Origin of the sequence: Paenibacillus sp. 2TAB26 (assembly GCF_052115145.1) — a bacterium.
Lineage (GTDB): Bacteria > Bacillota > Bacilli > Paenibacillales > Paenibacillaceae > Pristimantibacillus.
The window spans coordinates 23,571-49,360 of record NZ_JBFRGC010000036.1; the positions used below are offsets into that span (position 1 = coordinate 23,571).

Genomic DNA, 25,790 nt, shown 5'->3' on the forward strand with positions numbered 1-25,790 from the left:
GCAGGGAAGAGACCATGAAAAAAACTTATCAAATTTTACTGATATGCTTGATGATTGCAGCTCTTCTTGCTAGCGGACTCCCGGGATCGTTAGTACAAGCTGAATCGGAGCAAGCGGCAGCGCCCAAGGCAGAAGGCTCAGCGGATGCGCTTAATCTGCTAGAGAAGACCTATTCAGAAAAGCTAAAAGAGTGGTCTGAGGTTCCTATCATTCCAAACGCAAACATCATCGTTTCACCTGCCAAAAATGTGGAAAACGCAGCATTACTAGTCTCTCTACAGGATAGCTTCAATTACGGTCAGGAGACACTTCGTTGGAATAAAGACGCAAAGATTACGTTCGACATTCATGTTGAAAAAACGGGGTTATATCAGCTAGCGTTTGACTATTACATGCTGGATGACAGCATTTTGCCCACAGAGGGTTATTTGCAAATCAATGGACAATACCAGTTCTATGAAAGCCGTCATATTTTGTTTCCTAGCAGATGGGAGAACAAACCTCTTGCAGAAAAGTGGGATCGTTATGGCAACGAGCTGCTGCCGCGTTCCCAGAAAGTGAAGTTATGGCAGACGGTATATGCCATGGATTCTAGTTATTTTCATATGGAGCCTTTAAAGTTTCAATTAAAAGAAGGCTTGAACACCGTTACGTTAGTCAATACCAGGGGAGAGTTGCTGCTTGGCGATGTAAGAGTAGAAGCCCCTGCCCAAATACAAACATATGAAAAGTATTTAAAGAGCTTCCCAGCAGAAGAAACGGGTGCTGAGCGTATCGACACTCTGCTCATAACCGAAGCGGAGCAAATGCTATATAAAAACGATTCCTCCATCAGAGCAGCCTCGTCACGCGATAGCAAGGTGACGCCCTACGAAACGAACAAGCTGCTGCTCAATATGATCGATGCGGGTTCCTATGAAGAAGGCGGTCAATCGTTAACATGGGAGCTGGAGGTTCCCAAGGATGGGTACTATCAAATTGCTTTGAAATACTTGCAAAGTACTCAATATGATTTGCCCGTGTTTCGCCGAATTGAGCTCGATGGCGTAGTTCCATTCCGCGAGGTGGACAATTATGCTTTTCATTATACGAAAAAATGGCGGAATGAGACGCTTGGCAGTGAGGATAAGCCTTATCAATTTTATATGACGAAGGGCAAGCATACGCTTAGCATGACAGTGAATTTATCTCATATGCGTCCTCTAGCAGAGGATATCTTCACCAAAATGAGAGAGATCAGCCGCATGACGCTGGAAATCAAGAAGCTGACAGGAAATAAACTAGATTTGTATAGAGATTGGAATCTACTTGAATACATGCCGGAACTAGATAAACAGCTCTCTGGCTGGGCGGATGATCTTGATCAACGCTTTGAAGAGATTAGCCTGCTTAACCCGAAGGTGAAGGAAATCGGCGAAATTGTCAATTTGAAGCTGGCATCGAAGCAATTGAGATCCCTTGCGAAAGACCCCAACGAATTGCCCAATCGCCTAAATCTGTTTTCTGAAGGGTCGGCGTCAGCTTCTCAATTGCTAGGTACGCTTTTGCAGAGCATTTCGGAGTCGCCGCTTGCACTTGACCGGATTTATGTTTCTCAGGATGGCAAGCTGCCATCTCCAAATGCAGGTTTTTTCAAAAAGTCAGGGGAAACGGTTAAACGCTTTTTCTTATCCTTTACGAAACAATCCTATTCAAGCTCAAACAAAATAAATGGTGAGCTGGAGGTTTGGGTCAATCGCCCAAGACCTTTCGTTGAGCTCATGCAGAAGATGATCGATGAGCAGTTTACGCCGGAATCGGGCATTGCCGTTAAGCTGTCCATTATGCCGGACGAGAATAAGCTCGTTCTGGCTAACGCATCCAATCGTCAGCCGGATGTTGCTCTTGGAGTGAGCAACTGGATTCCCTATGAACTGGCCATTCGGAATGCGGCTATGGATTTGCGGCAATTCGCTGGTTACGAGGAGAGCATCAAGCGGTTCTCCAAAGGTGCGATTATTCCATTTTCGTTCGAGGAAGGCGTATATGCATTGCCGGAAACGCAAAATTTCTGGGTGCTATTTTACCGCCAGGATATTTTGGATTCGCTGAAGCTGTCGCCGCCGGATACGTGGCAGGACGTGGTTGAGATGCTGCCTGAGCTGCAGCGGCTTGGCATGAACTTCTATGAGCCGCTTGCCCAGTACAAGGGCTTCAAGCCCTTTAATGCAACGACGCCGTTTATTTATCAATTCGACGGAGAATTGTTTGATGAGAGCGGGATGAACACCGCAATCGACAGTGAGCAAGCGCTTGAGGGCATGAAGTTTATGACCGACTTGTTTACTATCTACAACTTGCCGCAGGACGTACCGAATTTCTATCACCATTTCCGTTACGGCACGATGCCGGTAGGGATATCTGATTTCAATACGTACATTCAATTGAAGGCGGCTGCACCGGAAATCGCCAACACATGGAAGATCGCGCTGCATCCAGGCGTGGAGAAGCCGGACGGAACGGTAGCAAGATGGGCGCCGACAGGCGGACAGACGGGAATGATTTTTAAAGGCACCGACTATGCAGAGGAATCTTGGAAGTTCCTCGATTGGTGGTTGTCAACATCGGTTCAGGTCGAATTTGCCAATCTCATGCAGACTACCTATGGCATGACATTCATGTGGAACACGGCCAATCTGGAAGCGCTCGAGCAGGTACCATGGCCAGAGGAAGACAAAGAGGTTATTTCCGAGCAGTTCAAATGGGTGAGAGAACCTTCTCGCGTGCCAGGCGCTTATATGGTCGAGCGGGAAATTAGCAATGTTTGGAACAGGGTTGTCTTTAACGGGGATAATCCGCGAACGGCCATTGATGATGCTGTAGTACGGACTAATCGTGAAATCATGCGGAAGATGGAAGAGTTCGGCTATTATGCGAATGGCAAAATGATCAGGCCGTATCCGGTTCCGACCATATCATCGATAGACAAGTGGGTTGAGCGAAAATGAAGACACGCAGATTTAATGAGGCTTACCTATTTCTGACGCCTTATCTTTTGATGTTCGGCACGTTTATTATTATCCCGGTAGTGGTAGCGGTAGGCCTCTCCCTTACTTATTTCAATACGGTAGAGGCGCCGGAGTGGATCKGCTTCAAAAACTATATCGATCTGCTTACGCACGATGAAATCTTTATGCAAAATGTTCTGCCCAACACGATAAAGTTTGCTTTGATCGTAGGACCGGGCGGCTATGTCATTTCATTTCTGCTTGCTTGGATGCTGGCACAAGTTCCGAGCAAGCCGCGCACCATTCTTGCCCTTATTATTTATTCTCCTTCGATGACAATGGGAGTAGCGATGTCGGTCGTATGGACGATTATATTCAGCGGCGATCAAGCGGGATATATTAACTCCTTGCTGCTTAATTTAGGGCTGATCAACGCCCCTATACAGTGGCTGCAGTCACCGGAATATTTGATGACGATCATGATTGTTGTGTCATTATGGAGCAGCATGGGAGTTGGTTTCCTAGCCATGCTTGCAGGTGTTCTGAACATTGATCAAACGATATACGAAGCGGGTTATATCGATGGAATCCAGAATCGTTTTCAAGAAATTATTTATATTACGATTCCTTCGATGAGGCCGCAGATGCTGTTTGGCGCGGTCATGGCGGTTGTAACAACGTTCCAAGCCGGTGAGATTGGTGTTCAGTTATCAGGCGGCAACCCAACGCCGCAAAACTCAGGGCAGTTGATCGTCAACCATATTGCTGATTATGGCCTCATTCGCTATGAGATGGGGTATGCGAGCGCGATTTCTGTTGTGCTGCTGATCGGGGTTTATATGCTGTCTAAGCTTTCGTGGAAATTATTCGGTGAGAAAGAGTAGGGGGTGCAAATTTTGTCTTATCAAGGTACAAAAGTTAATCCGACCAAGTTTCACAAAAGTCAGCTGAAATTTTATGCCATTCTTATTCCTTTGGCGTTTTTCATGATGCTGCCGATCATATTTATCATCTCGCATGCATTCAAGCCGATTGATGAGCTGTTTGCATTCCCGCCGCGCTTTCTCGTACAGAAGCCGACATTTGATAACTTTAGAGATTTGTTTTTTACGACATCGACATCAGGTATTCCGTTCAGCCGTTTTATATTCAACAGCTTGCTCGTAACGATCTCTGTCATGTTTTTTTCGGTATTTATTAGCGCGTTGGCTGCCTATGCGATGGCCAAGATGAAATTCAAGCTGCGCAAGGTGTTGTTTGAGGTGAACACGCTTGCCCTCATGTTCGTGCCAATCGCGGTACAAATTCCGCGTTACTTGGTCGTAGATCAGACCGGAATGCTGGACACTTATTTTGCTCATATTTTGCCGCTGCTGGCCATGCCGATTGGGCTGTTTCTGCTGAAGCAATTTATTGATCAAGTGCCCGAGGAGCTGAAGGAAGCGGCCATTATCGATGGAGCGAGTGAATTTACGGTATTCAGGAAGGTCATTGTACCTGTCATTATGCCCGCGCTTGCTACAGTCGCCATTCTTGCTTTTCAGGCGGTATGGAACAATGTCGAGACTTCAAATTATTATGTCAACGATGAAAGCTTGAAGACATTATCGTTCTTCATGAGCTCGGTTGCGTCGGGGTCCGGCAACACCATCGCGGGTCAAGGCATGTCGGCAGCTGCATCGCTGCTTATGTTCGTTCCGAACCTCGTCATTTTTATACTGCTGCAAAGCAAAGTGATGAACACAATGGCGCATTCAGGACTGAAATAGAGGAGACTCCGATGAAGAACATTAACGGCAAGGTTTTGTTGCTTGTTCTCGCCGTCTTCCTATGGCTTGATTCCTCATCCATGGTGCTCGCTGAAGCGCCTTACAAGACCTATACGGAAGACCATAACAGGCAATTTGTACGAACGCAGGATGCATATCATCCAGCAGGTTCAATAGAGAAGGTAGGAGATCTTGAGTTTTCCGGGCCTTCCGATATTTATATCGATGCGCGCAACCACATCTATGTTGCAGATACGAACAATCATCGTATCGTGGTCCTCGATGACGAGGGGCAATTCATACGGGTCATCGGTGAAGAGGTTTTGCAGACGCCGGTTGGTGTATTCGTTGACCATAAAGGCGATGTGTACGCAGCGGACAGCGGACTGAATCAAGTCGTTAAATTTGGCGCTGACCATGCGGTAAAGCAAATCTTTGCGAGGCCGGAATCGCCGCTCTTTGGCAAAAACAATCCCTTTAAGCCGATGAAAGTGACGGTCGATAAGCGCGGAAACGTATATATCATAAGCGAGGGATCGACTAACGGCGTCGTGCAGATGAGCTCAAATGGCGATTTTCTTGGCTATTTTGGCAGCAATGAATCCAAAGCGAGCTTTCGTATTATGCTGGAGCGATTTTTGTTTACCGATGCACAGCGAGCGAAGTTATTCAAAAATGTACCGCCTTCTGCTACAAGCATCGACATTGATCAGAAGGGGTTAATTTATACGATAACCCAAGGCGACGAGGGAAGATCTGTCAAACGATTTAATATTTCCGGCTTCAATTTATTGCCTGCGGATATGACTTTTCATCCGCTGTATACGGATCTATTTATTTCGAAGAGCGGCAACATTTATACGATTAGTCAAACCGGCATTATTTTCGAATATGACACAGAGGGCAATTTGCTGTTCTCGTTCGGTGCGCCCGATGATGGGAAGTCGCGGATCGGCATGTTCATTAATGCGGCTGGCATTGCAGTAGATGCAGGCGAAAATATTTATGTCGTCGACAAGGAAAGAAATAATATTCAAATCTTTAAGCCAACCGAGTTTACGAGTATGGTTCATCACGCGCTTGAGCTTTATAAGGAAGGGCACTACGTCAAGAGCCGTGAGCCGTGGAGTCAGGTGCTGAACAAAAACAACTTGTTCGACCTTGCGCATAAAGGACTGGCAGATGCCTACTACAAGCAGCAATTATATGCAGAAGCGATCGAGGAATATGTTATTGCGAACGATAAGGAAGGGTATTCCAATGCCTTCTGGGAAATTCGCAATCGCTGGCTGCAAAACAACTTGATTTATGTGCTGTATGTCGGAATTATTTTGTTCGTGCTGCGGATATTGGTTCGCTGGCTGCATCGGAAAACAGGGGTATTTCATTCCGTCATTCGGTTGAAAGAGCAAGTTTTTTCTGCAGCGTTTATTCGGCATGTAATGTTTGTTTCCCGATTTATTAAAAGCCCGTTTGAAGGCTTTTATGGCATCAAGGAGGAACGGAAGGTTTCCCTTTGGTCCGCGACGTTCTTGTATGTGCTTTTCTTTGCCGAATATGTGTTTGCACTTTATTACACCGGCTTTATATTCAACAACGTGGAGCCTTCCAGCTTGATTTTGATGAAGGAGATTGCCAAAGTATTTGCGCCGATTGCGCTGTGGATTATCGCGAATTACTTGGTGAGTACAATCAATGAAGGCGAGGGCAAATTTTCAGAAGTGTACAAAGGTACCATTTATGCTATGGCACCGTACTTGTTGTTCAGCCCTATCATCGTCATCGTCTCGAATGTACTGACGAACAATGACGCGTTCCTGTACACCTTCTCAAGCAACATCATCGTCGTGTGGTGTGCGGTTCTCCTATTTATTATGGTGAAGGAAGTCCATGACTACACGGTCCGCGAGACGATTCGCAATATTTTGATCACCTTATTTGGCATGCTGATTCTGAGCTTAGTTGCATTTATTGTGTATGTGCTGCTCGATCAAGTATTTGATTTTGTTTATTCTGTCATACGGGAGCTGATGATACGTGCGGAACTCTAAATGGATTAGACCAGTCGTAACCGCCGTCATCATAGCTGCAGCCATTGCCATCGTATATGTCCTGTTTTTTGGTAACGGCCGCTCTAGCAGGGAGACGGGTGCGATTCCAGATTCGGAGCTGCAGTCCGCGTTTCCTGATCATGAAGAGGCAGGGTCAAAGTTATCCTCCGATTATCGCAAGGTGGCGGAGAATGAACATCTTGAGCTGTATCTCAAAGAACAAAGCTTGTCCATTCAAGTGAAGGATAAGCGCTCAGGCTACATGTGGTCTTCCGAAATCATCGACACGGAATCCAATGAATCGTGGAAAAATTTTATGGCATCGGGATTGTCTCTTGATTATTTCGAGGAGAGCAAGCCGAATGCAACGCGAACGGATCTTGTCTCTCAAGCGAATAAATCGATAACCCTCGAGTCGCTTGAAAAAGGATTTAAAGCGATTATTCGTTTAAACGATCTGAAGCTTGGAATGGAGCTCCATGTATCGCTGGAGGAGGACCAATTGGTGGTTCGGATTCCACAGCAAAGCATTCTTGAGGGAAATAAAACGAAGCTTGGGTCCATATATGTTTATCCGTTCCTTGGAGCGACCAAGGCCGGTGAAGTAGATGGTTATATGTTCATTCCAGATGGATCAGGTGCATTAATCCGGCTCGCAGACAATAAGGGGAAATTCAAAATCCCGTATGAAGCGAAGATTTATGGCACGAACGAAGGCATCGAAACGGTTAACCGTGATATTTTCACAAATCCGCCGCTCACCGTGCAATATCCCGTATTCGGAATGGTTCACGCTGAAGGCGGCAACGGACTATTCGGCATCGTAGAGAATGGTCAATACAATGCCAAAATCGTTGCGTATCCGAATGGAGTCAATACGCCATACAACTGGACGACGGCACAATTTCTATCTAGAGAATCATATCTTCAGCCAACGAGCCGGTCACTTGGCGGTGTCATCGTCTATGAGAAGGCTCGCAATCCAGAGGATATTCAAATTCGCTATACGTTCTTGAGCGGCAAGGACGCAAGTTATGTTGGCATGGCCAAGACGTATCAAGCGTACTTGGAAGGGAAATCGATTCTTGTGAGAAATGAAGGGAAAGCAGACACTGCCATTCCTCTGCAAATGGATGTTCTTGGCGCTGAAACCGAAAATGGCATGTTCGCCAAGCGCCTCATTCCGATGACGACTGTATCGCAGCTGGAAGAGATGCTCGGAGATATGAAGAAAAATGGCATTGGAAATGTGAATGTAGTTTATAAGGGCTGGAATGAAGGCGGGTATTCAGGAACGAATCCATCGCCCGTGAAATATGAGTCAGCGCTTGGCTCGAAGAAGGATTTCGAGCGACTCGCAGCATCGCTTCGGGAAAGCGGAAATCCGCTTCATTTGTACAGCGACTTTACGACAGGCAATGAAGCATCCAAACGATTCTCTGCGCAGACGGATGCCGCCAAAAAAATCGATAAGTCAATATTGACGATACCAACCTATGAGGAAGTATACGGGACCATCTATTACTTATCTGCCGAAGCAACGAGCAAGCTGGTTAAACAAAATACAAAGCAATATTTGAGCCAGAACGTAAGCGGAATTGCTGTGGATAAGACGGGCTCTGTGTTATTCTCCGAGATGGCGGGCAAAAGCCGTTCAAGCCGAAGCCAAACAGCAGAATCATATAAAGCTGCTATGCAAGGCTTGTCGGATGCCATTCCATCCTTGCTCATGTATGCGCCAAATGATTATATGCTTCAATATGCAGATCAAGTGCTAGACGTGCCGATGGAGTCTTCGCAATACATTTATATCAGTGAAACGGTGCCATTTGTACAAATGGTGCTGAAGGGCTATAAGGATTATTTTGCCCCTTACAGCAACTTCTTCGCTAATCCGCAGGCAAGCCTGCTGCGCATGATCGAGACAGGCTCTTATCCATCCTATTATTTGACGCATGTGACATCGTATAAGCTGAAGCATACTAATTCGAATGATGTTTACACGTCTGCATATAAGGATTGGCGTGATTCGATGACGGAGACTTATCGCATTTTAGATGAAGCGCTGAAGCCGACAATAGGTGCGAAGATGCAGAACCATGAGCGTCTAAGCGATGGCATTGTTAAGGTTTCTTATGACAACGGAGTCGAAGTGCTCGTGAATTACACGAATCGCGACTATCAATGGGAAGGCGTTAGCGTTCCGCCAAAAGGCTTTCAAGTAATCGAGGTGAACCGCTGATGGCCAAAATCATAATGACCAACAAACGTAGAAAGGCGATTATCGGTCTGGCGTTTGTGTCGCCATGGATCGTAGGATTTTTTGTTTTCACTTTATATCCGATGCTATACTCCTTATTTCTTAGCTTCCATCAAGTGAAAATTACACCTGTCGGCGTGAAAACAAAGTATATCGGCTTTGAAAATTTCAATTATGCATTTTTCTCTGATCCCGTGTTTGTAGAGAAAATATTGAATTATGTTATGGAAATGATGCTGAACGTACCGATCATTATCGTTTTTTCATTGATCATTGCGCTATTAATCAATCAGAAGATCAAATTTCGCGGCATGTTTCGGACGATATTTTTTCTGCCAGTCATTATAACGAGCGGGCCGGTCATTAACGAGCTGCTTAGCCAGGGTGCGTCCTCCATTCCGAATATAGAGCAGTACGGCATGTTCACGATGATTGAGAACAGCTTGAGCCCGATTATTGCGGAGCCAATTCTGTATTTGTTTAAGCAAATTATTATGGTTCTCTGGTTCTCCGGCGTTCAAATTCTTATTTTCCTAGCAGGGCTGCAAAAGGTAGACCGATCCATGTATGAAGCGGCTCGCATCGATGGCGCGTCGGCATGGGAGTCCTTCTGGAAAGTGACGCTGCCAGTGCTTATGCCGCTCGTGATCGTAAATGTAATCTATACGATCGTTTACGTTTCGACGTTCGCGCTTAATGAAATTATTATTCTGATCAAAAACAATATGTTCAGCACCATTACCGGATTCGGTTACGCAACCGCGATCGCATGGATTTATTTCATCATTATCATGATCGTGCTTGCGATTTGGACTGGACTGCTCAGAATGAAGAAACGATAAGGAGGAGAGCTGCATGTGGAAAAGACAGACGTTAGTCGCTGCGAGCAAAGTCCGTAAGCTGTTGTTCGGAATGGGAGAAAACGACGGATTTGTGTTCAAGGCTGTAGTATATCTCCTTCTGATCGCGATCGGCTTTGTCTATTTGTATCCGATGTTATTTATGCTGGTGAACAGCTTCATGAGCTTGGATGATTTGGTCAACTCCATGATCAAGTGGATTCCGTCAACGCTGTATGTCGAGAACTATTCGAAGGCGCTGAACGTGCTCGAGTATGAAAAAACGCTTTTGCAAACGATTGGGGTGGCAGGCCTTCCAGCCTTGCTGCAAACGATATCGGCGGGCGTTATCGGTTATGGCTTTGCTCGATTCGAGTTTCCTTTTAAAAAGATATTGTTCGTGCTTATGCTCGTAACCTTTGTTATCCCGCCGCAAATTACGATGATGCCAACATACCTTTTATTTAAGCAATATGGGCTGCTCGGCTCGCTGGAGACGTTTATATATCCGGCCATTCTCGGGCAAGGACTAAAAAGCGCATTGTTTATTCTCATTTTTTATCAGTTTTTTAGAAGCATACCGGATGTGCTGGAGGAGGCTGCGGAAATTGATGGAGCGGGCAGCTTGAAAATCTTTTACCGCGTTGCCGTTCCTATGGCGCTTCCTGCAATCATTATCGTCTTTCTATTCTCGTTTGTATGGTACTGGAATGAAACGTATTTAGCGGGTCTTTATTTCGGAAACGAGCTGACCATATTGCCGCTGGAGCTGCAAAAATTTACAGACAGCTACAATAAGGTGTACCCGCCGGGCACTCCTGGCAGTCAGTTGAATGAAGCGATTAAGCTGGCTGGAACGCTGCTGACGATTGCACCGCTGCTCATTCTCTACTTTGTGCTTCAGCGCTGGTTTGTAGAAGGCGTTGATCGGGCTGGTATTACCGGTGAGTAAGAGGAGGAGCTTGGGTGAAGAGACTTTTCAAGATTTCGAGTGTTTTTATAGCAATTATCTTATTAATAATGGGGTGCAGTATGGGTAATAAAAAAGAAGCTCCGCAGCAGAAAAATGGGTGGAAGCTCGTATGGAACGATGAGTTTGATGGCAAAGAAATCGATCGGACCAAGTGGAAGCATGTAACCGGAGGATCAGGCTTTGGGAATAATGAAGATCAGTTTTATACAGAGGATGCGGCCAACTCTTATATTGAAGATGGCAAGCTAGTCATCAAAGCGTTGAAGCAGGAGCATGGAGGCAAGCCGTATACGTCTGCGAAATTAATTACGGAGGGCCATGCGGACTGGACGTACGGCCGGTTTGAGTTCCGGGCTAAGATGCCGCTTGGCAAAGGAATGTGGCCTGCCATATGGATGATGCCGACGGACATGGAGAAATACGGCGGCTGGCCAAGCAGCGGCGAGATTGACATTATGGAGTATCTTGGACACGAGCCTGAGCAGGTGCATGGTACTTTGCATATGGGCAATCCTCACATTTATCGAGGCGGGAAGGTAAGTCTGGAAGATGGAACGTTCGCAGAATCGTTTCATGACTTTGCTCTGGAATGGACGCCAAGCGGGATGAAGTGGTACGTCGACGATAAGGAGTTTTATCAAACGACGACATGGTTTACGCGCAAGGATGAGGCTACGGATAATGAGCCATTCCCTGCACCTTTCGATCGTGCGTTTTTCTTGCAGCTGAATTTGGCCGTTGGCGGCAATTGGCCGGGTTATCCAGATGAGACGACGGTTTTCCCGCAAACATTCGAGCTGGAGTACGTTCGGGTGTATCAGCCGGCAGACGGAAATTATGAGACGGCAAACGATACAGCGAAATAGGAATGATAGATGTGAAATGGAGGAGAAACCGATGGATCTTCGTTTGGTACAGCAAGAAAAGATGAACATGATTCAAACGACGATGGAACTGCGCGAGGTAAGCGGAGTGGCAGTCCCGTTTCAAAATGGCATTCCTGTACCGTCATTTGATGCGCAGCAGCGTTTGAAGCTTGACTTGAAGGGTTTGTGGAAGAAGGAAAGATTTGCTGCGGATCATGATTTCTCATTGTCTGAGCGCAATGATCGGTGGTTCGAGCACGCCCTCCTTGAAGCTGGCGGCCGTACCGAAGTCGACTTTGATGATTCTGCTTGGGCGCAGCGTCAGCTGCCCTTTCCGGAAAATGAAATTCGCGGGAAAGAGGAAGCCAATTCCAGCGAAACGTATCAAGACGGCGTATGGTATCGTCGGACGTTCTGTCTCGATGCAGCATGGGCAAATAAAGCAGTTACACTACATGCGCTCGCGGTCAGCTATGTAGCTGACGTTTGGGTCAATGGGCAGTGGGTTGGCTATCATGAAGGAGGCTTTACCCCTTTTGCACTTGATTTGACGCCTTTTGTGAAGATTGGTGAAGCGAACACAATTGCGCTTCGAATCGATAATCCGCCTTGGGGAAGCCGAGCGGATATCATACCAGCGACACCAGGAACGGATTTTTTTAACTACACCGGTGTGATTCATGACCTATACATTAGCGGAACTACCAAATGCCATATACCAAGAGTAAACATCGTACCGCTTGATATTGAGGGGCGTGTGAAGTTTAGTGTCGTTCTGGAAAACCGTGGAGCTGATGCTGTAGAGGTGAGCGTTAGCGGGCAAATTTTTGATGCGGATCATGAAGCCGATGCATTCTTAAATTCACCTCTCGCAGCGGATATTAAAGGCAAGCAAACAAGATGGACGGGCGATTTAAATTGGACGGAAGCACTGGCTCCTTTTGAGACGAGGGTGATGGAAGCGATTGTCCATATTCAACAGCCTCGCTTATGGGCATTTTGGCAGCCAGAGCTGTATGTAGCGGAATTTGCAGTTGTATATGGGGACCGTACTGCCCAGTTGGATCGTTATGCGTCGCAGTTTGGCGTACGTACAGTTACGACGGAAGGTACAAAGCTGTTGTTGAACGGACGTCCAGCATTTCTTGCCGGTGTTGCTCGCCATGAAGAATGGCCGGATACAGGGCGGTCTGCGACTTGGAAGCAAATTCGAGATGATTTGGTTCAAATGAGGCAGTCCATGCATGTCAATTTTGTTAGAACGGCACATTACCCAAACCATGTATACACGTCGTTATTGACGGATCGGCTCGGACTTGCAACCGTCAGTGAAATTCCGCTTTGGCAATTCACTCGTGAGCATTTTGAGGCACAAGAGCAAAAACGGCTATCCGATCAAATGTGGAGGGAGATGATTTTCTCCCAATACAACTCTCCTTCCGTTCTGATGTGGAGCACGCAAAATGAATCCGTTGAGGTAGAGCTGCGAACGGTTTACAACAAACGTTTAGTGAAGGACCTGAAACAAAATTATGCGGATGGACGTCTCACGACCCAAAGTGCGGCAGCAGACCAGCCAGGTGCGCATGATCCTTCCATGGAGCCGCTGGATGTGGCGGGCTGGACGATGTATTTTGGCATATTCCATGGCAGTACGTATTATGAAGGCACAAAAGATTTTCTGCAAAAAGCGCATGAGCTTTGGCCGGACAAGCCGATATGGAATACCGAGTTTGGGCACTGGTCCTCTGATCAGGATACGATGGCGGCAGAGCAGCTGAAAACCTATAAGGAAACGCTGCAGGCGCTGATGGAACGAGCGGTCATATCTGAAGATGGAGAGGCTCAGCTGAGAAGTGATGGTTTTCTCGTTGGCATCGATTTCTGGATTATGTATGACTGGTACGTGAACCATAACAATTGGATTGATACGTTCGGGATCTATCATATGGATAGAATGACGATGAAGCCGGTTGGAGAAGCGCTGAGTCAGGATTATGCTAGGTACACTGCATTCGAGGGTGGGTTTATTCATCAACCAAAGCGTGAATCGCAATAGATATAAGAAGCAATTTTTCTAATATAGGGCGTTATCCTTTCATCCAAAACCTCATAAAACGAGCCATAGTAATCATTCTATAGGCTCGTTTTGTTTTGCTCATTGGTCTGTTAGTATGGCATACTGAGCAAGACAGATGTGAATCTTTTTTGCCGGCAGTCACGTACCTAAGTAAGACTATAAGAACAAATGGACGACGGAGGCATTCGATGAATAAAGAACAACTAATAGCATTATTTAATAAGGAACAACGGATCGATCAGACTATTGCGGGCTTTCGTCGTGAAGAAGAAGGTGGAATGATTAGGCAGGTTTCCCTTACAGGCGGGGAAGGATATGTAACCTACTCAGCATTAACAAATGAAACGGTTCAACATGCGATTAATGAGCAGCTATCTTACTTTGAGCAATTGGATCAGCGGTTTGAGTGGAAGCTATATGACTACGACCAGCCCGCTAATTTAAAGGATAAACTTCTTGAGCATGGATTTACGATTGGAGATCCCGAGGGTTTGCTGGTTATGCAGCTAACAGAAGGAGATTTTATGTTATCCTGTGAAATTCCTTCCTCTATCATACGAATCACAGACGAAGCAGGAATCAATGACATCGTCTCACTGGAAGAAGAAATATGGGGAGAATCACATCGCGAGCTTGGAGAGGAATTAATACGAAATCTGAAAAATGATCCAGATAGCCTGTTCATCTATGCAGCTTATGAAGATGGAAAAGCAGTCAGTGCGGCTTGGATGTATTTGCATGATGGAACTTCCTTTGGAAGCTTATGGGGTGGTTCAACCTTATCTGAATACAGAAATAAAGGGTTGTATACTTCTTTACTTGCTGTACGAGCACAGGCAGCTTGGGAAAATGGATTCCGCTTGCTGACGGTAGATGCTAGTCCGATGAGTCTACCTATTCTGAAGAAAAGGGGCTTTGATCTTCTGGCTTATTCTTATCCATGTGTATCGCCAAGTAAAGAGGAAAGGAAGGAGATAGCTTTTGAATAAAATGTTGGAAATACACAAGGCGGTCGAGGAGCTTTCTACAGATGATGTGAGACAGGCTCTAAAGTTAGTTATGCTTCAAATTGAGATAGCGGAGCAGAATTTAGAGGCTCGAGAAGATCTTTTTAATAATTTGAAAGAACTTTACGATTCATTGCTGAATTCCCAAAACAATAATAAGAAAGAGCTGGATTCGGCTGTCACGAAAATTCATATTGTGTTTGGAGACTCTGTTGCAGGCAGTTTGAAACTGGCTATTAAACAGCTTGGGTTAGCGGATTCCAATAAGGTCATTACTCTTAATGAAAGCTTCTCTATAGGCCCAATATGGCAGCTGCATACGGAAGAGGGATGGCTTAAGAGGAAGGAGTGGTTTAGAAATCATATTAATGTTGGTTATGACGAATCATATTTTGATATGGAAGAGGAAGCCTTCTCTCACCAAAGCTTATTAGCACAAATTCCAGAGCAAGCTTCAATTGTCATATGGTGTGGTAACAATGCTCATGAACAGACTGGTTTGCGTTATGCGCTTTATTTGCTCAGACACCATTTAAATGGTATTTACGTGTTTAATGCAGAAGAGGCATGCAGCAGAAGGTATAATACACCCGAAACATTCATTAACTATTTGCAATTAGGAGAGGTTCCGGTAGATAAGTTAAAGGCTGTTATAGGTGAAGCAGAGGAAAATGGGCAGACAACTGGCGACATAAGGCAGCAACTGGTGAAGGAATGGCTAGCGCTTGCAGAGCATGATGAGGTGCTGCGTATTTGGAATCAAAGTAAAATTCAACATGTAGATGAAGATTACTTGGATGATTATTTGTTCGAAACGGTAGAGTCGCTGCTGCAGCATAAACCAAAAGATGAATTTATAAAGGCGGCCAGAGTAGTTGGCCAAGCATTGGGCTATTATGAGCAATGTATTGGAGACAGCTATTTCGAATATAGACTGCGCGAGCTTATTTACGCAGGCAAATTAGAAATCAAGGGAGTGCCTCGTGCAATGAGGTTTTATAGTGTAAGGCTGAAATAAGCTCGCATGCTTTCCCTTTTATTTATCCAGATGGAGCTTTCCCGTCATGTCGACGGGAAGGCTTCTTTGGGCTGTGTATCAGAGCAAAAGTCATGTATTTATTTATAGATTAGATTTTGTAGATTGGCGATAGAGAGTTGGCGTTTGCCCTGTAAATCGTTTGAAAAATATGCTAAACGTATGAATGGATGAGAATTGCAGCTCTTCTGCGATTTGCGAGATCGCTTTCGACGTGCTACGTAGCTCGGACTTCGCTTTATCCAAGCATAAGTGACGAACATATTCTCCGAGGGGAATGCCAACGGCATTTTTGAATTCCCTTGCGAGATGCGAGCGGCTAATATGGATAGACTTTGCTAGCTGCTCGGGATCATAGTTATAGCGAACCTCACGATGCAGCTGATTCATTACTTCAGTAATCGCGTCGTTAAGCGGCCTTGGAGGGGCCTCTGCTGCTAATGCTGGATCAAGAAAATGACGGAGCGTCGTCACAAGCAGCTGTTGAAATAACCCCTCCACCATGGGCAAGCTTAAATAAGCTTTATTTTTAATTTCGGTCATTATATGCTCGAAAAGTGCTTTTACTCGGCTATCTTGATCATGAGCGATTCGTTGAAGCCCAATGCGATAAAATTCAGGATACAAATGGTGGAGCCTCTCCAGCCTAAACCCGATGTAATAGAGCTTGAAAGGCTTATGTTTTCCTGCTAATCCAAAATGGATTTCTTCAGGCTTAGTAAGCAGGAGCTGGCCTTTCTCAATTTCATAAACCGTTTTATCGATTTTGTATTGACTGTACCCTTCATCCACGTAGCACAATTCGAAATGATCATGATAATGAATCGATGTGCTCCAGTTTTCATAATGATTCACACCGAGATAATAAATATGGCTCGCATCAGAATCGAAGGGCAATTCGATTCGAAACTCACCATCGTTTTCAATAACAAGATGCTGTTTGGGCACCTCGTTCTTCAATGAATTATTTTCACTCATTCGCGTATCCCTTCTTCTCTTCAAAACAATTACCTTCGATTATACCTKTTCAGCACAAAATCTCAACAAGCAATAATGATCAAAAACTTTAAATCTATGCATGGGATTAAAAAATACAACGTAATTTAACCGGTTTATAATGATCATATGTTTAAAATATGAATTCATGAGGTGCTTAATATGTCTATGAATGGTCAACTGCGTAAAGATTGTCTCCCTGCACAAGAAGATGTCACATTTTTTGCTGAAAATGGTTACTGGATTTCGCCTATTATTTTCTCTGAGGATGAGCTAGCGGAAATCGTCGCGCATCAGGATCGTCTATATCGCGGCGAATACGAGACTGGAAAAGCACCGGTATGCAATTGGCTGGAAGGACAGGATAATCCGCGGGCTCTGAGGAAAACAGATAATTCGCATTGGTCAGATCTGACACTTCGTAACGTAGCAGTAAACGCTACAATCGGAGGAATTGCCGCTGCCTTGATGGAGACGGAAACGATAAGGTTGTTTCATGATCAGCTGCTGTATAAACCAGGAAGAGGTACAGGCAAGGAAACAGCAAATGTAGGCTGGCATCAAGATTACGCTTACTGGCAATGCTGCGCGGGTCCGACGCTCATTACGGCTTGGGTTGCATTTACGGATGTGGATCTATCGAATGGCTGTATGCAGATGGTGCCGCGCAGCCACCAGTGGGGCTTGTTGAATGTAAATGATTTCTTTGAGCAAAATTTGGAGAAGCAGCAGCAAGCAATGGACATCCCGGAAAATGAAAAGTTTTCAACGGTACCTGTTATAATGAAAGCCGGGCAAGTAAGCTTTCATCATGCATTGACCATCCATGGAAGCGGGCCTAATACGAGTGATCAAGCACGCCGCTCAATGGCGGTTCATCTCATGACGGGTGAAACCAAATATAAATATGATGCTAAGGGCAATAATCATTTTAATGCACAGATGATGAACGGCAGAGAGGGAGAAATATACGAGGGCGAAGCTTGGCCTGTATTGTATACTACAAAAAACGAATTGTAAGGCAAGGGAGGCGCTTTTTAACGGCTGCCTGCCTATACTTTTGTAGTAGAGTAAGTATATAATCAATACTATAAACTTCGTTAATAAGATGATAAAAGTACGCCATTTATGGCGTATTTTTGTTTTTTGCTAATACTTGGCTGCATATAACATTTGATTTTTGATCGCGTTTGACAATAGGCAACAATATGAATTAATTTTAATAAAAAGAGCGTGAGTTTTGATCACCCTATCAGGCTGAGATTGGAGAATTTCAAATGTATCGCAATTTAGAAGAATGTGTCATTGATTTAGAGAAAAACGGACATTTGGTTCGTATAAAAGAAGAAGTTGACCCGTATCTTGAGATGGCTGCTATCCATATGAAAGTTTATGAGGCTGGCGGTCCAGCGCTGCTATTCGAAAATGTAAAAGGCTCTAAATTTCGGGCAGTTTCTAATTTGTTCGGAACGGTAGAGCGCAGCAAATTCATATTCCGCAACACTTGGGAATCGGTGCAAAGTGTGATGGAGCTGCGCAATGATCCCATGAAGGCATTAAAAAATCCGTTTAAGCATGTCAGAACCGGTTTGGCCGCTTGGAAAGCTCTTCCGGTTAAGAAGTCGGGCAGTCTGCCAGTAACTGCGCAGGAAATACAAATTTCGGATTTGCCGCTTATTCAAAGCTGGCCAATGGATGGCGGTGCATTTGTAACCCTGCCTCAAGTCTACACGGAAGATCCAGACAAGCCAGGAATTATGAATTCAAATTTGGGTATGTATCGTGTACAGCTGAGCGGCAATGATTATGAAATGAACAAAGAAATTGGCGTGCATTATCAGATTCATCGCGGCATCGGCGTGCATCAAGATAAAACGAATAAAAAGGGTATCCCTTTAAAAGTAAGCTGTTTTGTAGGCGGCCCTCCAGCACATACGCTTGCAGCTGTTATGCCGCTGCCGGAAGGGCTGACAGAGATGACTGTTGCCGGAATGCTGTCAGGACACCGTTTCCGCTACAGTTATTTGGATGGGTTCTGTATTAGCAACGATGCTGATTTTGTTATAACAGGAGAAATTCATCAAGGCGAGACGAAGCCTGAGGGACCATTTGGTGATCATTTGGGGTATTACAGTCTTACTCATCCTTTCCCTGTCATGAAAGTTCATAAAGTGTACGCGAAGCCGGGAGCGATTTGGCCATTTACCGTTGTTGGCCGTCCGCCGCAAGAGGATACAGCGTTTGGAGAGCTCATTCATGAGCTGACAGGTGATGCGATTAGACAAGAAATTCCTGGTGTAAAGGAAGTGCATGCTGTAGATGCAGCGGGTGTTCATCCTCTGCTTTTTGCAATAGGCAGCGAACGGTACACCCCGTATCAGCAAGTGAAACAGCCGGCAGAGCTGCTCACCATTGCTAATCGGATTTTGGGTACGGGACAACTGAGTTTGGCCAAATACCTTTTTATTACAGCTGAAGATCAAAGGCCGCTGGATTCACATGATGAAGTGGATTTTTTAACGTATATACTAGAACGTATCGATCTTAGCCGTGACATTCATTTCCATACAAATACGACGATTGATACACTCGATTATTCGGGTACGGGATTAAACAGCGGCAGTAAAGTAGTCATCGCAGCATATGGGGACAAAAAGAGAGACTTATGTACAGAAGTGCCCGATGTTTTCAAAGAAATAAGCGGATTTGAGCATGCGCGTATGGTCATGCCGGGAGTTGTAGTCATCCAAGGCTCTACATTTATGAGTTATGCCAGTGCTAAGCAGGAAATGCAATTGTTATGTGATGCTATACAAGAAAAGGGAGCTCTTTCTTCATGCCCTATGATTATAGTAGGTGATGATAGTCATTTCATTAGCGAGACGATTAAAAACTTCCTATGGGTTACCTTTACGCGCAGCAATCCATCACACGATATGTATGGCGTGAATAGTCATTATGAGAACAAGCATTGGGCTTGTGACAATTTGATTATTGACGCTCGTATTAAACCGCATCAAGCACCGCCATTAATTCCAGATCCTTCGGTACTGAAGAGCATCGAGCGATTATTTGTTAAAGGTGCCAGCTTGGGTGGTTTGAACATATAGCTTTACAACACACGACACGCCTTTTAAGGCGTGTTTTTTTTGTCATTTTAAGGCCATTTTTGAAACCATCCTCACCAATTTTGTTTGCAAAAATCAATAAAATGATCGAATTTATCATAAAAGCCTGTGAAAGTATAAAAAATCGGGTTTTTATTATATAGTTTCAACATTTTGACAGAGTTAGAATGTAAATGAGCCTAATGAACGGCATTTGCTGCTGAAGATGCAGGACGCTTCAGTACTAATTTGCAAAAATTATATCAATTTATTATGGGAGGATGAGCATGTCGCAAGCAACAACGAAGGTAAAGTACACAGCGACTCCGCCGGAGAACAGCCCGAGAAAAAAAACCTTTTTCAACCGCCTGATGAAGCAAATGGATGTGCAATTGATGGTGTGGCCGGGTATTTTGCTGATATTCGTATTTGCCTATATACCTATGTATGGTGTATTGACGGCGTTTATGGATTACAACCTTTTTACGGGATCGAGAATATTCGATAACCCTTGGGTGGGCTTTAAACATTTTGAAGCGTTCCTTACTGCACCTGATATCGCTACGGTCATGAGAAATACACTTGTGATCAGCCTTTTAAAGCTATTAATAGGTTTTCCAGCACCGATTATATTGGCGCTAATGCTTAATGAAGTCAGGCATATGGTGTTTAAGAGAGTCGTACAAACGATTACATATCTACCGTATTTCATGTCATGGGTTATTGTAGGCGGCATGGTTATGGCGTTGCTTTCAACTGAAAACGGCAGTGTCAATATGCTGCTTGAAGGTGTTGGAGCGATAGATGAACCGGTCAACTTCCTGTCCCTAAAGGAATACTTCTGGGGCATACTGGTTTCGACCACGGTATGGAAGGAAATCGGCTTTGGCTCGATTATTTACCTTGCTGCAATCGCAGGTGTAGATCCGCATTTGTATGAAGCCGCAGATATTGATGGAGCCAGCAAGTTTAAGCAAATTTATCTCATTACGATACCAACGATTATGCCGGTTATTATCATCTTTATGATTCTAGCAATGGGGAATTTATTAAGTGCTGGTTTTGAAGATATTTTGATCCTTGCCCAGAATCCAATTCTAAGACCGGTGTCGGATGTTATTGATACTTATGTATATCGGGTCGGCCTGCAGAATGGGAAATTTTCTTACGGTGTTGCAGTTGGTTTATTTAGAGCAGTGATCAGCGTATTGCTCTTGACGGCGGCTAACTACCTAGCCCGTAGGTCCGGCAACGGCTTATGGTAGAACATTACTTCATAACTGGGGGCGAAATCAATTGACTTTCAAGCGTTTGAGCTATAACGACCGAGCTATGGTTGTATGCATATATGTATTCCTCATTTTGTTAGCTTTCTCCGCATTGTATCCGTTCTGGAATACACTCGTTGTATCGTTGAATGAAGGAACAGATACAGCCAAAGGCGGCATTACATTTTGGCCAAGGATGTTTACATTTGCAAATTATGAAATTGTTTTTCAAGATGACAAAATTTTAAATGCATTTTACATTTCCTTTAGCCGAACGATCATTGGAACCATATCAGCAACATTTTTGACAGCATTGCTCGCGTATGGCATGTCCAAAAACTATTTAATGGGTCGTGGCTATTATTCCTTTTATTTCATCTTTACGATGTACTTCGGCGGAGGGTTGATTCCAACTTTTCTATTGATTAAATCACTCGGTTTGATGAACAGTTTCCTTGTTTACATTATTCCCGGTCTAATCAGTGTATGGAACATGATCGTATTCCGAACCTTCTTCAAAAGCTTGCCAGTGGGATTAGAAGAGTCGGCTCAAATTGACGGCTGCAGCAACTGGGGAATATTTTTCAAAATGGCGCTCCCGCTGTCTATGCCAGTAATCGCCACACTTGGTTTGTTTACAGCCATTGCCCATTGGAATGATTGGTTTGCGCCATCGATCTATGTTTCTAATCAAGATTTGCTGCCTATTCAAACGATATTGCGGAAAGTATTGAACTCTAATGTTCTAACGGATGCGATCGGAAATGACAGTATTGCTAGTGAGAAAATGGCATCGAAAGCCCTTACCTCCAAATCTCTTATTAGTGCAATGATTATGATTGTGTCTCTTCCCATTATCGCTGTATATCCTTTTCTTCAAAGATTTTTTATGAAGGGTGTTATGGTTGGATCTCTAAAAGAATAGCTTGTTGACCAGCGGTTTAAGGCGAATGTCGCTTTGGACATATATATTAATCATGAGAGGGGTAAAATCAGCATGAAGAAAATGAAAAAGCCGCTGTTAATGGTAGTCTCTGCGGTGTTTCTACTGGTAACTGTACTTGCAGGATGCAGCAATTCGGGGGGCAATGATCCAAAACCAGCAGCAACAGATTCAGCAACGAACACAAATAAAGGGAGTGAGGCTACAGACGCTCCAGCAGATCAAGCATGGGTATTTGGTTCTAGCCCGATTGAATTCTCAGCTTATACGCACTACAGCTGGCAAGATTTTCCTGACACCATGGATGCAAACCCTTTTTGGAAATACCTGAAAGAAAATAAACAAGTAACGATCAAACCGATTCACGCAAAAGGGAACTCTGCACAGCTGATGCAGACCTTTATGGCTGACTCTAGTCAAATGCCAGATGTTATTTATGGTGATCGTTACAATCCGGATATTGAAAGACTTATTGCAAATGATCAGCTCGTAGCGCTTGATCCTTATCTTGATAAGTATCCGAATTTGAAGAAATATCTTAATCCTAAGTCCATGGAACTTCTTCGTTCCGCGGATGGCAAGCTGTACAAATTCCCTAACTGGTACACAGATAAACCAACTAGTACAGCTGGTTATGTAGTGAACAAAAAAGTGTATGCTGAGCTTGGATCGCCAGCACTTGAAACATTTGATGATTTGTACGCATACCTAAAATTAGTAAAAGAGAAATACACTGATATGATTCCATTGGAACTGGATCGTGGTTCTGAAATTCAAGGACAAGGCGTTGTTTACGCAGGATTTGGTGAAAACAACCTCTACAAATCATTGAGCAGCGATGTACAAGGCGTAATCAAAGAGGATAAGCTCGTTTCATTCTTTACAGATCCTTCTTTCCGTGAGTCTCAAAAATACCTTGCAAAATTGTACCGTGAGAAGCTAATCGCACAAGATTGGTGGACACAAACAAGAGATGTCGTTGCGGAAAAAATCGTAACTGGTAAAGTAGCTGTTTATGCAGGATCAGGCGTTACTACGTTTGCTTCACGTGGAGATTCTGAGCTTAGAAAGGCAGATCCAAATGCTGGTTATTTCATGATTTGGCCTGTTCGCAAAGCTGGACTTGATAAGAACAAAATCTTTGCAGGTGGTTACGATGCACTTGGTTGGAACGTTGTGACGATTACTAAACATGCAAAAGATCCAGAAAAAATCTTCGCAGCACTTGATTGGATGACAGGACCTGAAGGTATGACAATCTCATTCTTCGGACCTGAGGGCGGCAACTGGAAAGGTTTCGATGAAAATGAACAACCAATCTTTACTGAAAACTACAATGAAGAGGAAGTAACAGCAATTCAGGCTGCAAACGATGTTGTTCACATCGTAGGAAACGTATCGTATATCGACCCAGCAAAATTGAAATACGTTAATTCACTGCCATTAGAAAAACAAAACTGGGCAGCACGTTGGCAGAGAGATATTACTTGGCCGTCATCTAATGATACAACAGCGCTTACCAACATTAATATTGAGCCGGATTCTCCATACGGTGATACCAGACAACAAATTGTTGATCTTACTCTTGAGACTCTAGCAGAATCAACTACAGCTAAGAGTGATGCAGATGTTGATCGTATTCTAGATGCAGCTGAGAAGAAAGCTAATTCGTATAAATACAAAGAGCTTCTAGAATGGCGTACTGAAAGATGGCATGCTAACAGAACTATTCTTGGAGAATAATAAGGTTTAATAGTGAAAGAGATCATCCCAAGGGATCCATTTGGATCACTTGGGATATCTCTGTATTTTTGGTTATACTTAACTTTTATATATATAGCTTGCATTTATTTTGATATTATTAAAGGGAGATTTTTCAAAAAATGCTGCTCATATAAGGGGTGCTTGGTCAGTGTACGCGAAGAAAGAGAGGTTCCTGCGGTTCATGTTGGTCTATTTCATTGTTAGTATGCTTGTCGCCTGCAGTGGAGTAGACAGTAAACCAGTTCCAATAACTGATGAGGGAACAACGGAAGAAATACAAATAAATCTACCTCCCGATCAGCTCTATGAACTAGGCAAAGAAAGGCTTGATATTTCTTTTTATGGTCACTACAGTTATTATTCGATGCCGCAGTGGGGCGCAGATCCCTCTTCGAAGTGGATTAAGGATAATCTTAATATTCACATCAAAGGAATCGACGTAGAAGGAAACGGAAAGCAGAAGCTTCGAAAGATGATTGCCAGCAAGCAGCTGCCGGATATCATTTGGGGTGATCGCGGTTATGATCTGGAACGTTTGCGTGAAGCGGGCTTACTCGTACCGCTCGATAACTATATAGATAAATATCCAAATTTAAAAAAATGGGCAGGCACTAAAATTTTAGATTTGCTTCGAGCACCAGATGGACATATTTATTATTTTCCAAATTATTACACTAATAAACCGTACGGCAACGCAGGTTATGTCGTTAATAAACGAATATATCGGGAATTAGGTTCCCCTAAGCTATCTACGACAAATGAGCTTTATGATTACCTCAATAAAGTAAAAGCCAACTATCCTGACGTCGTACCTTTTGAAACAGGAATTGCCAGTGAGGGGCAAGGAATTGATCAATTATTTTCCGCTTTCAAGGAAAATAATTATAGCTTTACTCGCTACTACGCTGTAACGAGTGGAGATAAGATGACATCGATCTATAAAGATGAAGGATTTCGCGAGTCGGCATTATTTGTAGCAAAGCTTGTGCGTGAAGGATTGATTACCTCGGATGCTTGGACCCAAACGGATGATCAGGTAAGTGAGAAGCTTATGAGCGGTAAAGTGGCGGTTTATGCCAGTGCGGACCCTATGCGTCAAGTGATGTTGGCTAATGCAGAGCTTGTAAGGAAAAATCCGGAGGATGGTTATATCTTTATCGATCCTATTTATAAGGAAGGATTGGATCCGAATAAGATTTATCCTGGCACATACAATGTGCTTGGCTGGAATGTCTCTACAATAACGACAAGCGCAAAAAATCCAGAAGCGATATTCGCTATGCTGGATTGGATGACAGGGCCGGAAGGTTCTGCTGTTCAGATGTGGGGCCCGCCGGGGCCAAACGGGTACTGGGATGGCTTCAAAGAAGATGGAATAACGCCAAAATTTACGAGCAAATACACATCAGACCCGGATGGGCTGAGTGAAATACAAGCAATCTCTGGCGAGTTGATTTGGGTTGGCAACACGGTATATCTCGATCAAACCAAAAGCGATTATGAAAAAACATTGCCTGAGGACAAGCGAAACTGGTCTACATATTGGCAGCAAAAGGTAACTTGGGAATCTCAGGGGGATGCAACACCGTTTATCAATTTGCAACCGACACCAAATTCTGACGAAGGCAGAATCTTTGCGCGGGTGAAAGAAATATGGTTAAGCGCGCGCTCATATGCGATGTACGGGCAAACGGATGAAGAGGTATTAGAGATATTGGATTTAGCGCATAAGGATTCGATGGAATCAGGTTTTCAAGAATATTTAGATTTTATTACGTCGAAGTGGCAAGAAAACTTAAAAGTATTAAATCAAGAGTAACGTAAATTTGTTAACTTGAAGGAGC

Annotated in this window: 18 protein-coding genes; 17 read left to right on the top strand and 1 reads right to left on the bottom strand. The window is 44.1% G+C overall.

Annotated features, from left to right (window positions below; genetic code table 11):
- The first annotated feature begins 14 nt into the window (after positions 1-14).
- The 11 genes from AB4Z50_RS30745 to AB4Z50_RS30795 all read left to right on the top strand — a co-directional run bounded on the left by AB4Z50_RS30745 (position 15) and on the right by AB4Z50_RS30795 (position 15,850).
- Positions 15-2,987: an extracellular solute-binding protein gene (locus AB4Z50_RS30745; RefSeq protein ID WP_441885334.1), complete on the top strand. Its 2,973-nt coding sequence runs from the start codon at positions 15-17 to the stop codon at positions 2,985-2,987.
- The gene (locus AB4Z50_RS30750) at positions 2,984-3,871 is read left to right on the top strand and encodes a carbohydrate ABC transporter permease (protein ID WP_441885336.1); all 888 of its coding nucleotides are present in this window, start codon (positions 2,984-2,986) and stop codon (positions 3,869-3,871) included. Before AB4Z50_RS30745 ends, AB4Z50_RS30750 begins: the two co-directional genes overlap by 4 nt.
- A gap of 3 nt (positions 3,872-3,874) precedes the next feature.
- A complete protein-coding gene (locus AB4Z50_RS30755; RefSeq protein WP_441885338.1) occupies positions 3,875-4,756 on the top strand; it encodes a carbohydrate ABC transporter permease in 882 nt (293 codons plus the stop codon).
- Between the two features lie 11 nt (positions 4,757-4,767).
- Entirely contained in the window at positions 4,768-6,807 is a 2,040-nt protein-coding gene (locus AB4Z50_RS30760) for a YIP1 family protein (RefSeq protein ID WP_441885340.1), read from the top strand.
- Positions 6,794-9,049, top strand: a complete 2,256-nt coding sequence (locus AB4Z50_RS30765; protein WP_441885342.1) for a DUF5696 domain-containing protein — start codon at positions 6,794-6,796, stop codon at positions 9,047-9,049. The genes AB4Z50_RS30760 and AB4Z50_RS30765 overlap by 14 nt, the downstream gene beginning before the upstream one ends.
- Positions 9,049-9,909 carry a carbohydrate ABC transporter permease gene (locus AB4Z50_RS30770; RefSeq protein ID WP_083682581.1) on the top strand — a complete coding sequence of 287 codons (861 nt, stop codon included), beginning with the start codon at positions 9,049-9,051 and terminating at the stop codon, positions 9,907-9,909. Before AB4Z50_RS30765 ends, AB4Z50_RS30770 begins: the two co-directional genes overlap by 1 nt.
- Before the next feature lie 13 nt (positions 9,910-9,922).
- Positions 9,923-10,858: a carbohydrate ABC transporter permease gene (locus tag AB4Z50_RS30775; RefSeq protein ID WP_441885345.1), complete on the top strand. Its 936-nt coding sequence runs from the start codon at positions 9,923-9,925 to the stop codon at positions 10,856-10,858.
- Between the two features lie 80 nt (positions 10,859-10,938).
- Positions 10,939-11,745: a glycoside hydrolase family 16 protein gene (locus AB4Z50_RS30780; RefSeq protein ID WP_441885347.1), complete on the top strand. Its 807-nt coding sequence runs from the start codon at positions 10,939-10,941 to the stop codon at positions 11,743-11,745.
- Between the two features lie 31 nt (positions 11,746-11,776).
- Positions 11,777-13,804 (top strand): glycoside hydrolase family 2 TIM barrel-domain containing protein, encoded by a 2,028-nt coding sequence (locus tag AB4Z50_RS30785; protein ID WP_441885349.1) that lies wholly within the window; start codon positions 11,777-11,779, stop codon positions 13,802-13,804.
- 209 nt (positions 13,805-14,013) lie between these two features.
- Positions 14,014-14,814, top strand: coding sequence for a GNAT family N-acetyltransferase (locus AB4Z50_RS30790; protein ID WP_441885351.1), 801 nt, complete (start codon positions 14,014-14,016; stop codon positions 14,812-14,814).
- Position 14,815: 1 nt separating this feature from the next.
- Positions 14,816-15,850: a DUF1835 domain-containing protein gene (locus AB4Z50_RS30795; RefSeq protein ID WP_441885404.1), complete on the top strand. Its 1,035-nt coding sequence runs from the start codon at positions 14,816-14,818 to the stop codon at positions 15,848-15,850.
- 102 nt (positions 15,851-15,952) lie between these two features.
- Here AB4Z50_RS30795 and AB4Z50_RS30800 read toward each other — a convergent pair whose 3' ends face one another.
- Positions 15,953-16,846 carry an AraC family transcriptional regulator gene (locus AB4Z50_RS30800; RefSeq protein WP_441885353.1) on the bottom strand — a complete coding sequence of 298 codons (894 nt, stop codon included), beginning with the start codon at positions 16,844-16,846 and terminating at the stop codon, positions 15,953-15,955.
- 180 nt (positions 16,847-17,026) lie between these two features.
- Between AB4Z50_RS30800 and AB4Z50_RS30805 the strand changes: the two genes are divergently transcribed.
- The 6 genes from AB4Z50_RS30805 to AB4Z50_RS30830 all read left to right on the top strand — a co-directional run bounded on the left by AB4Z50_RS30805 (position 17,027) and on the right by AB4Z50_RS30830 (position 25,765).
- Positions 17,027-17,884: a phytanoyl-CoA dioxygenase family protein gene (locus tag AB4Z50_RS30805; protein WP_441885355.1), complete on the top strand. Its 858-nt coding sequence runs from the start codon at positions 17,027-17,029 to the stop codon at positions 17,882-17,884.
- 257 nt (positions 17,885-18,141) lie between these two features.
- Entirely contained in the window at positions 18,142-19,974 is a 1,833-nt protein-coding gene (locus AB4Z50_RS30810; RefSeq protein WP_441885357.1) for a UbiD family decarboxylase, read from the top strand.
- 284 nt (positions 19,975-20,258) lie between these two features.
- The gene (locus AB4Z50_RS30815; RefSeq protein WP_441885359.1) at positions 20,259-21,236 is read left to right on the top strand and encodes an ABC transporter permease; all 978 of its coding nucleotides are present in this window, start codon (positions 20,259-20,261) and stop codon (positions 21,234-21,236) included.
- Between the two features lie 67 nt (positions 21,237-21,303).
- A complete protein-coding gene (locus tag AB4Z50_RS30820; RefSeq protein ID WP_076270966.1) occupies positions 21,304-22,164 on the top strand; it encodes a carbohydrate ABC transporter permease in 861 nt (286 codons plus the stop codon).
- Positions 22,165-22,236: 72 nt separating this feature from the next.
- The gene (locus AB4Z50_RS30825; protein WP_441885361.1) at positions 22,237-23,925 is read left to right on the top strand and encodes an ABC transporter substrate-binding protein; all 1,689 of its coding nucleotides are present in this window, start codon (positions 22,237-22,239) and stop codon (positions 23,923-23,925) included.
- A gap of 202 nt (positions 23,926-24,127) precedes the next feature.
- Positions 24,128-25,765 (top strand): extracellular solute-binding protein, encoded by a 1,638-nt coding sequence (locus AB4Z50_RS30830; RefSeq protein ID WP_441885407.1) that lies wholly within the window; start codon positions 24,128-24,130, stop codon positions 25,763-25,765.
- Positions 25,766-25,790: the final 25 nt, after the last annotated feature.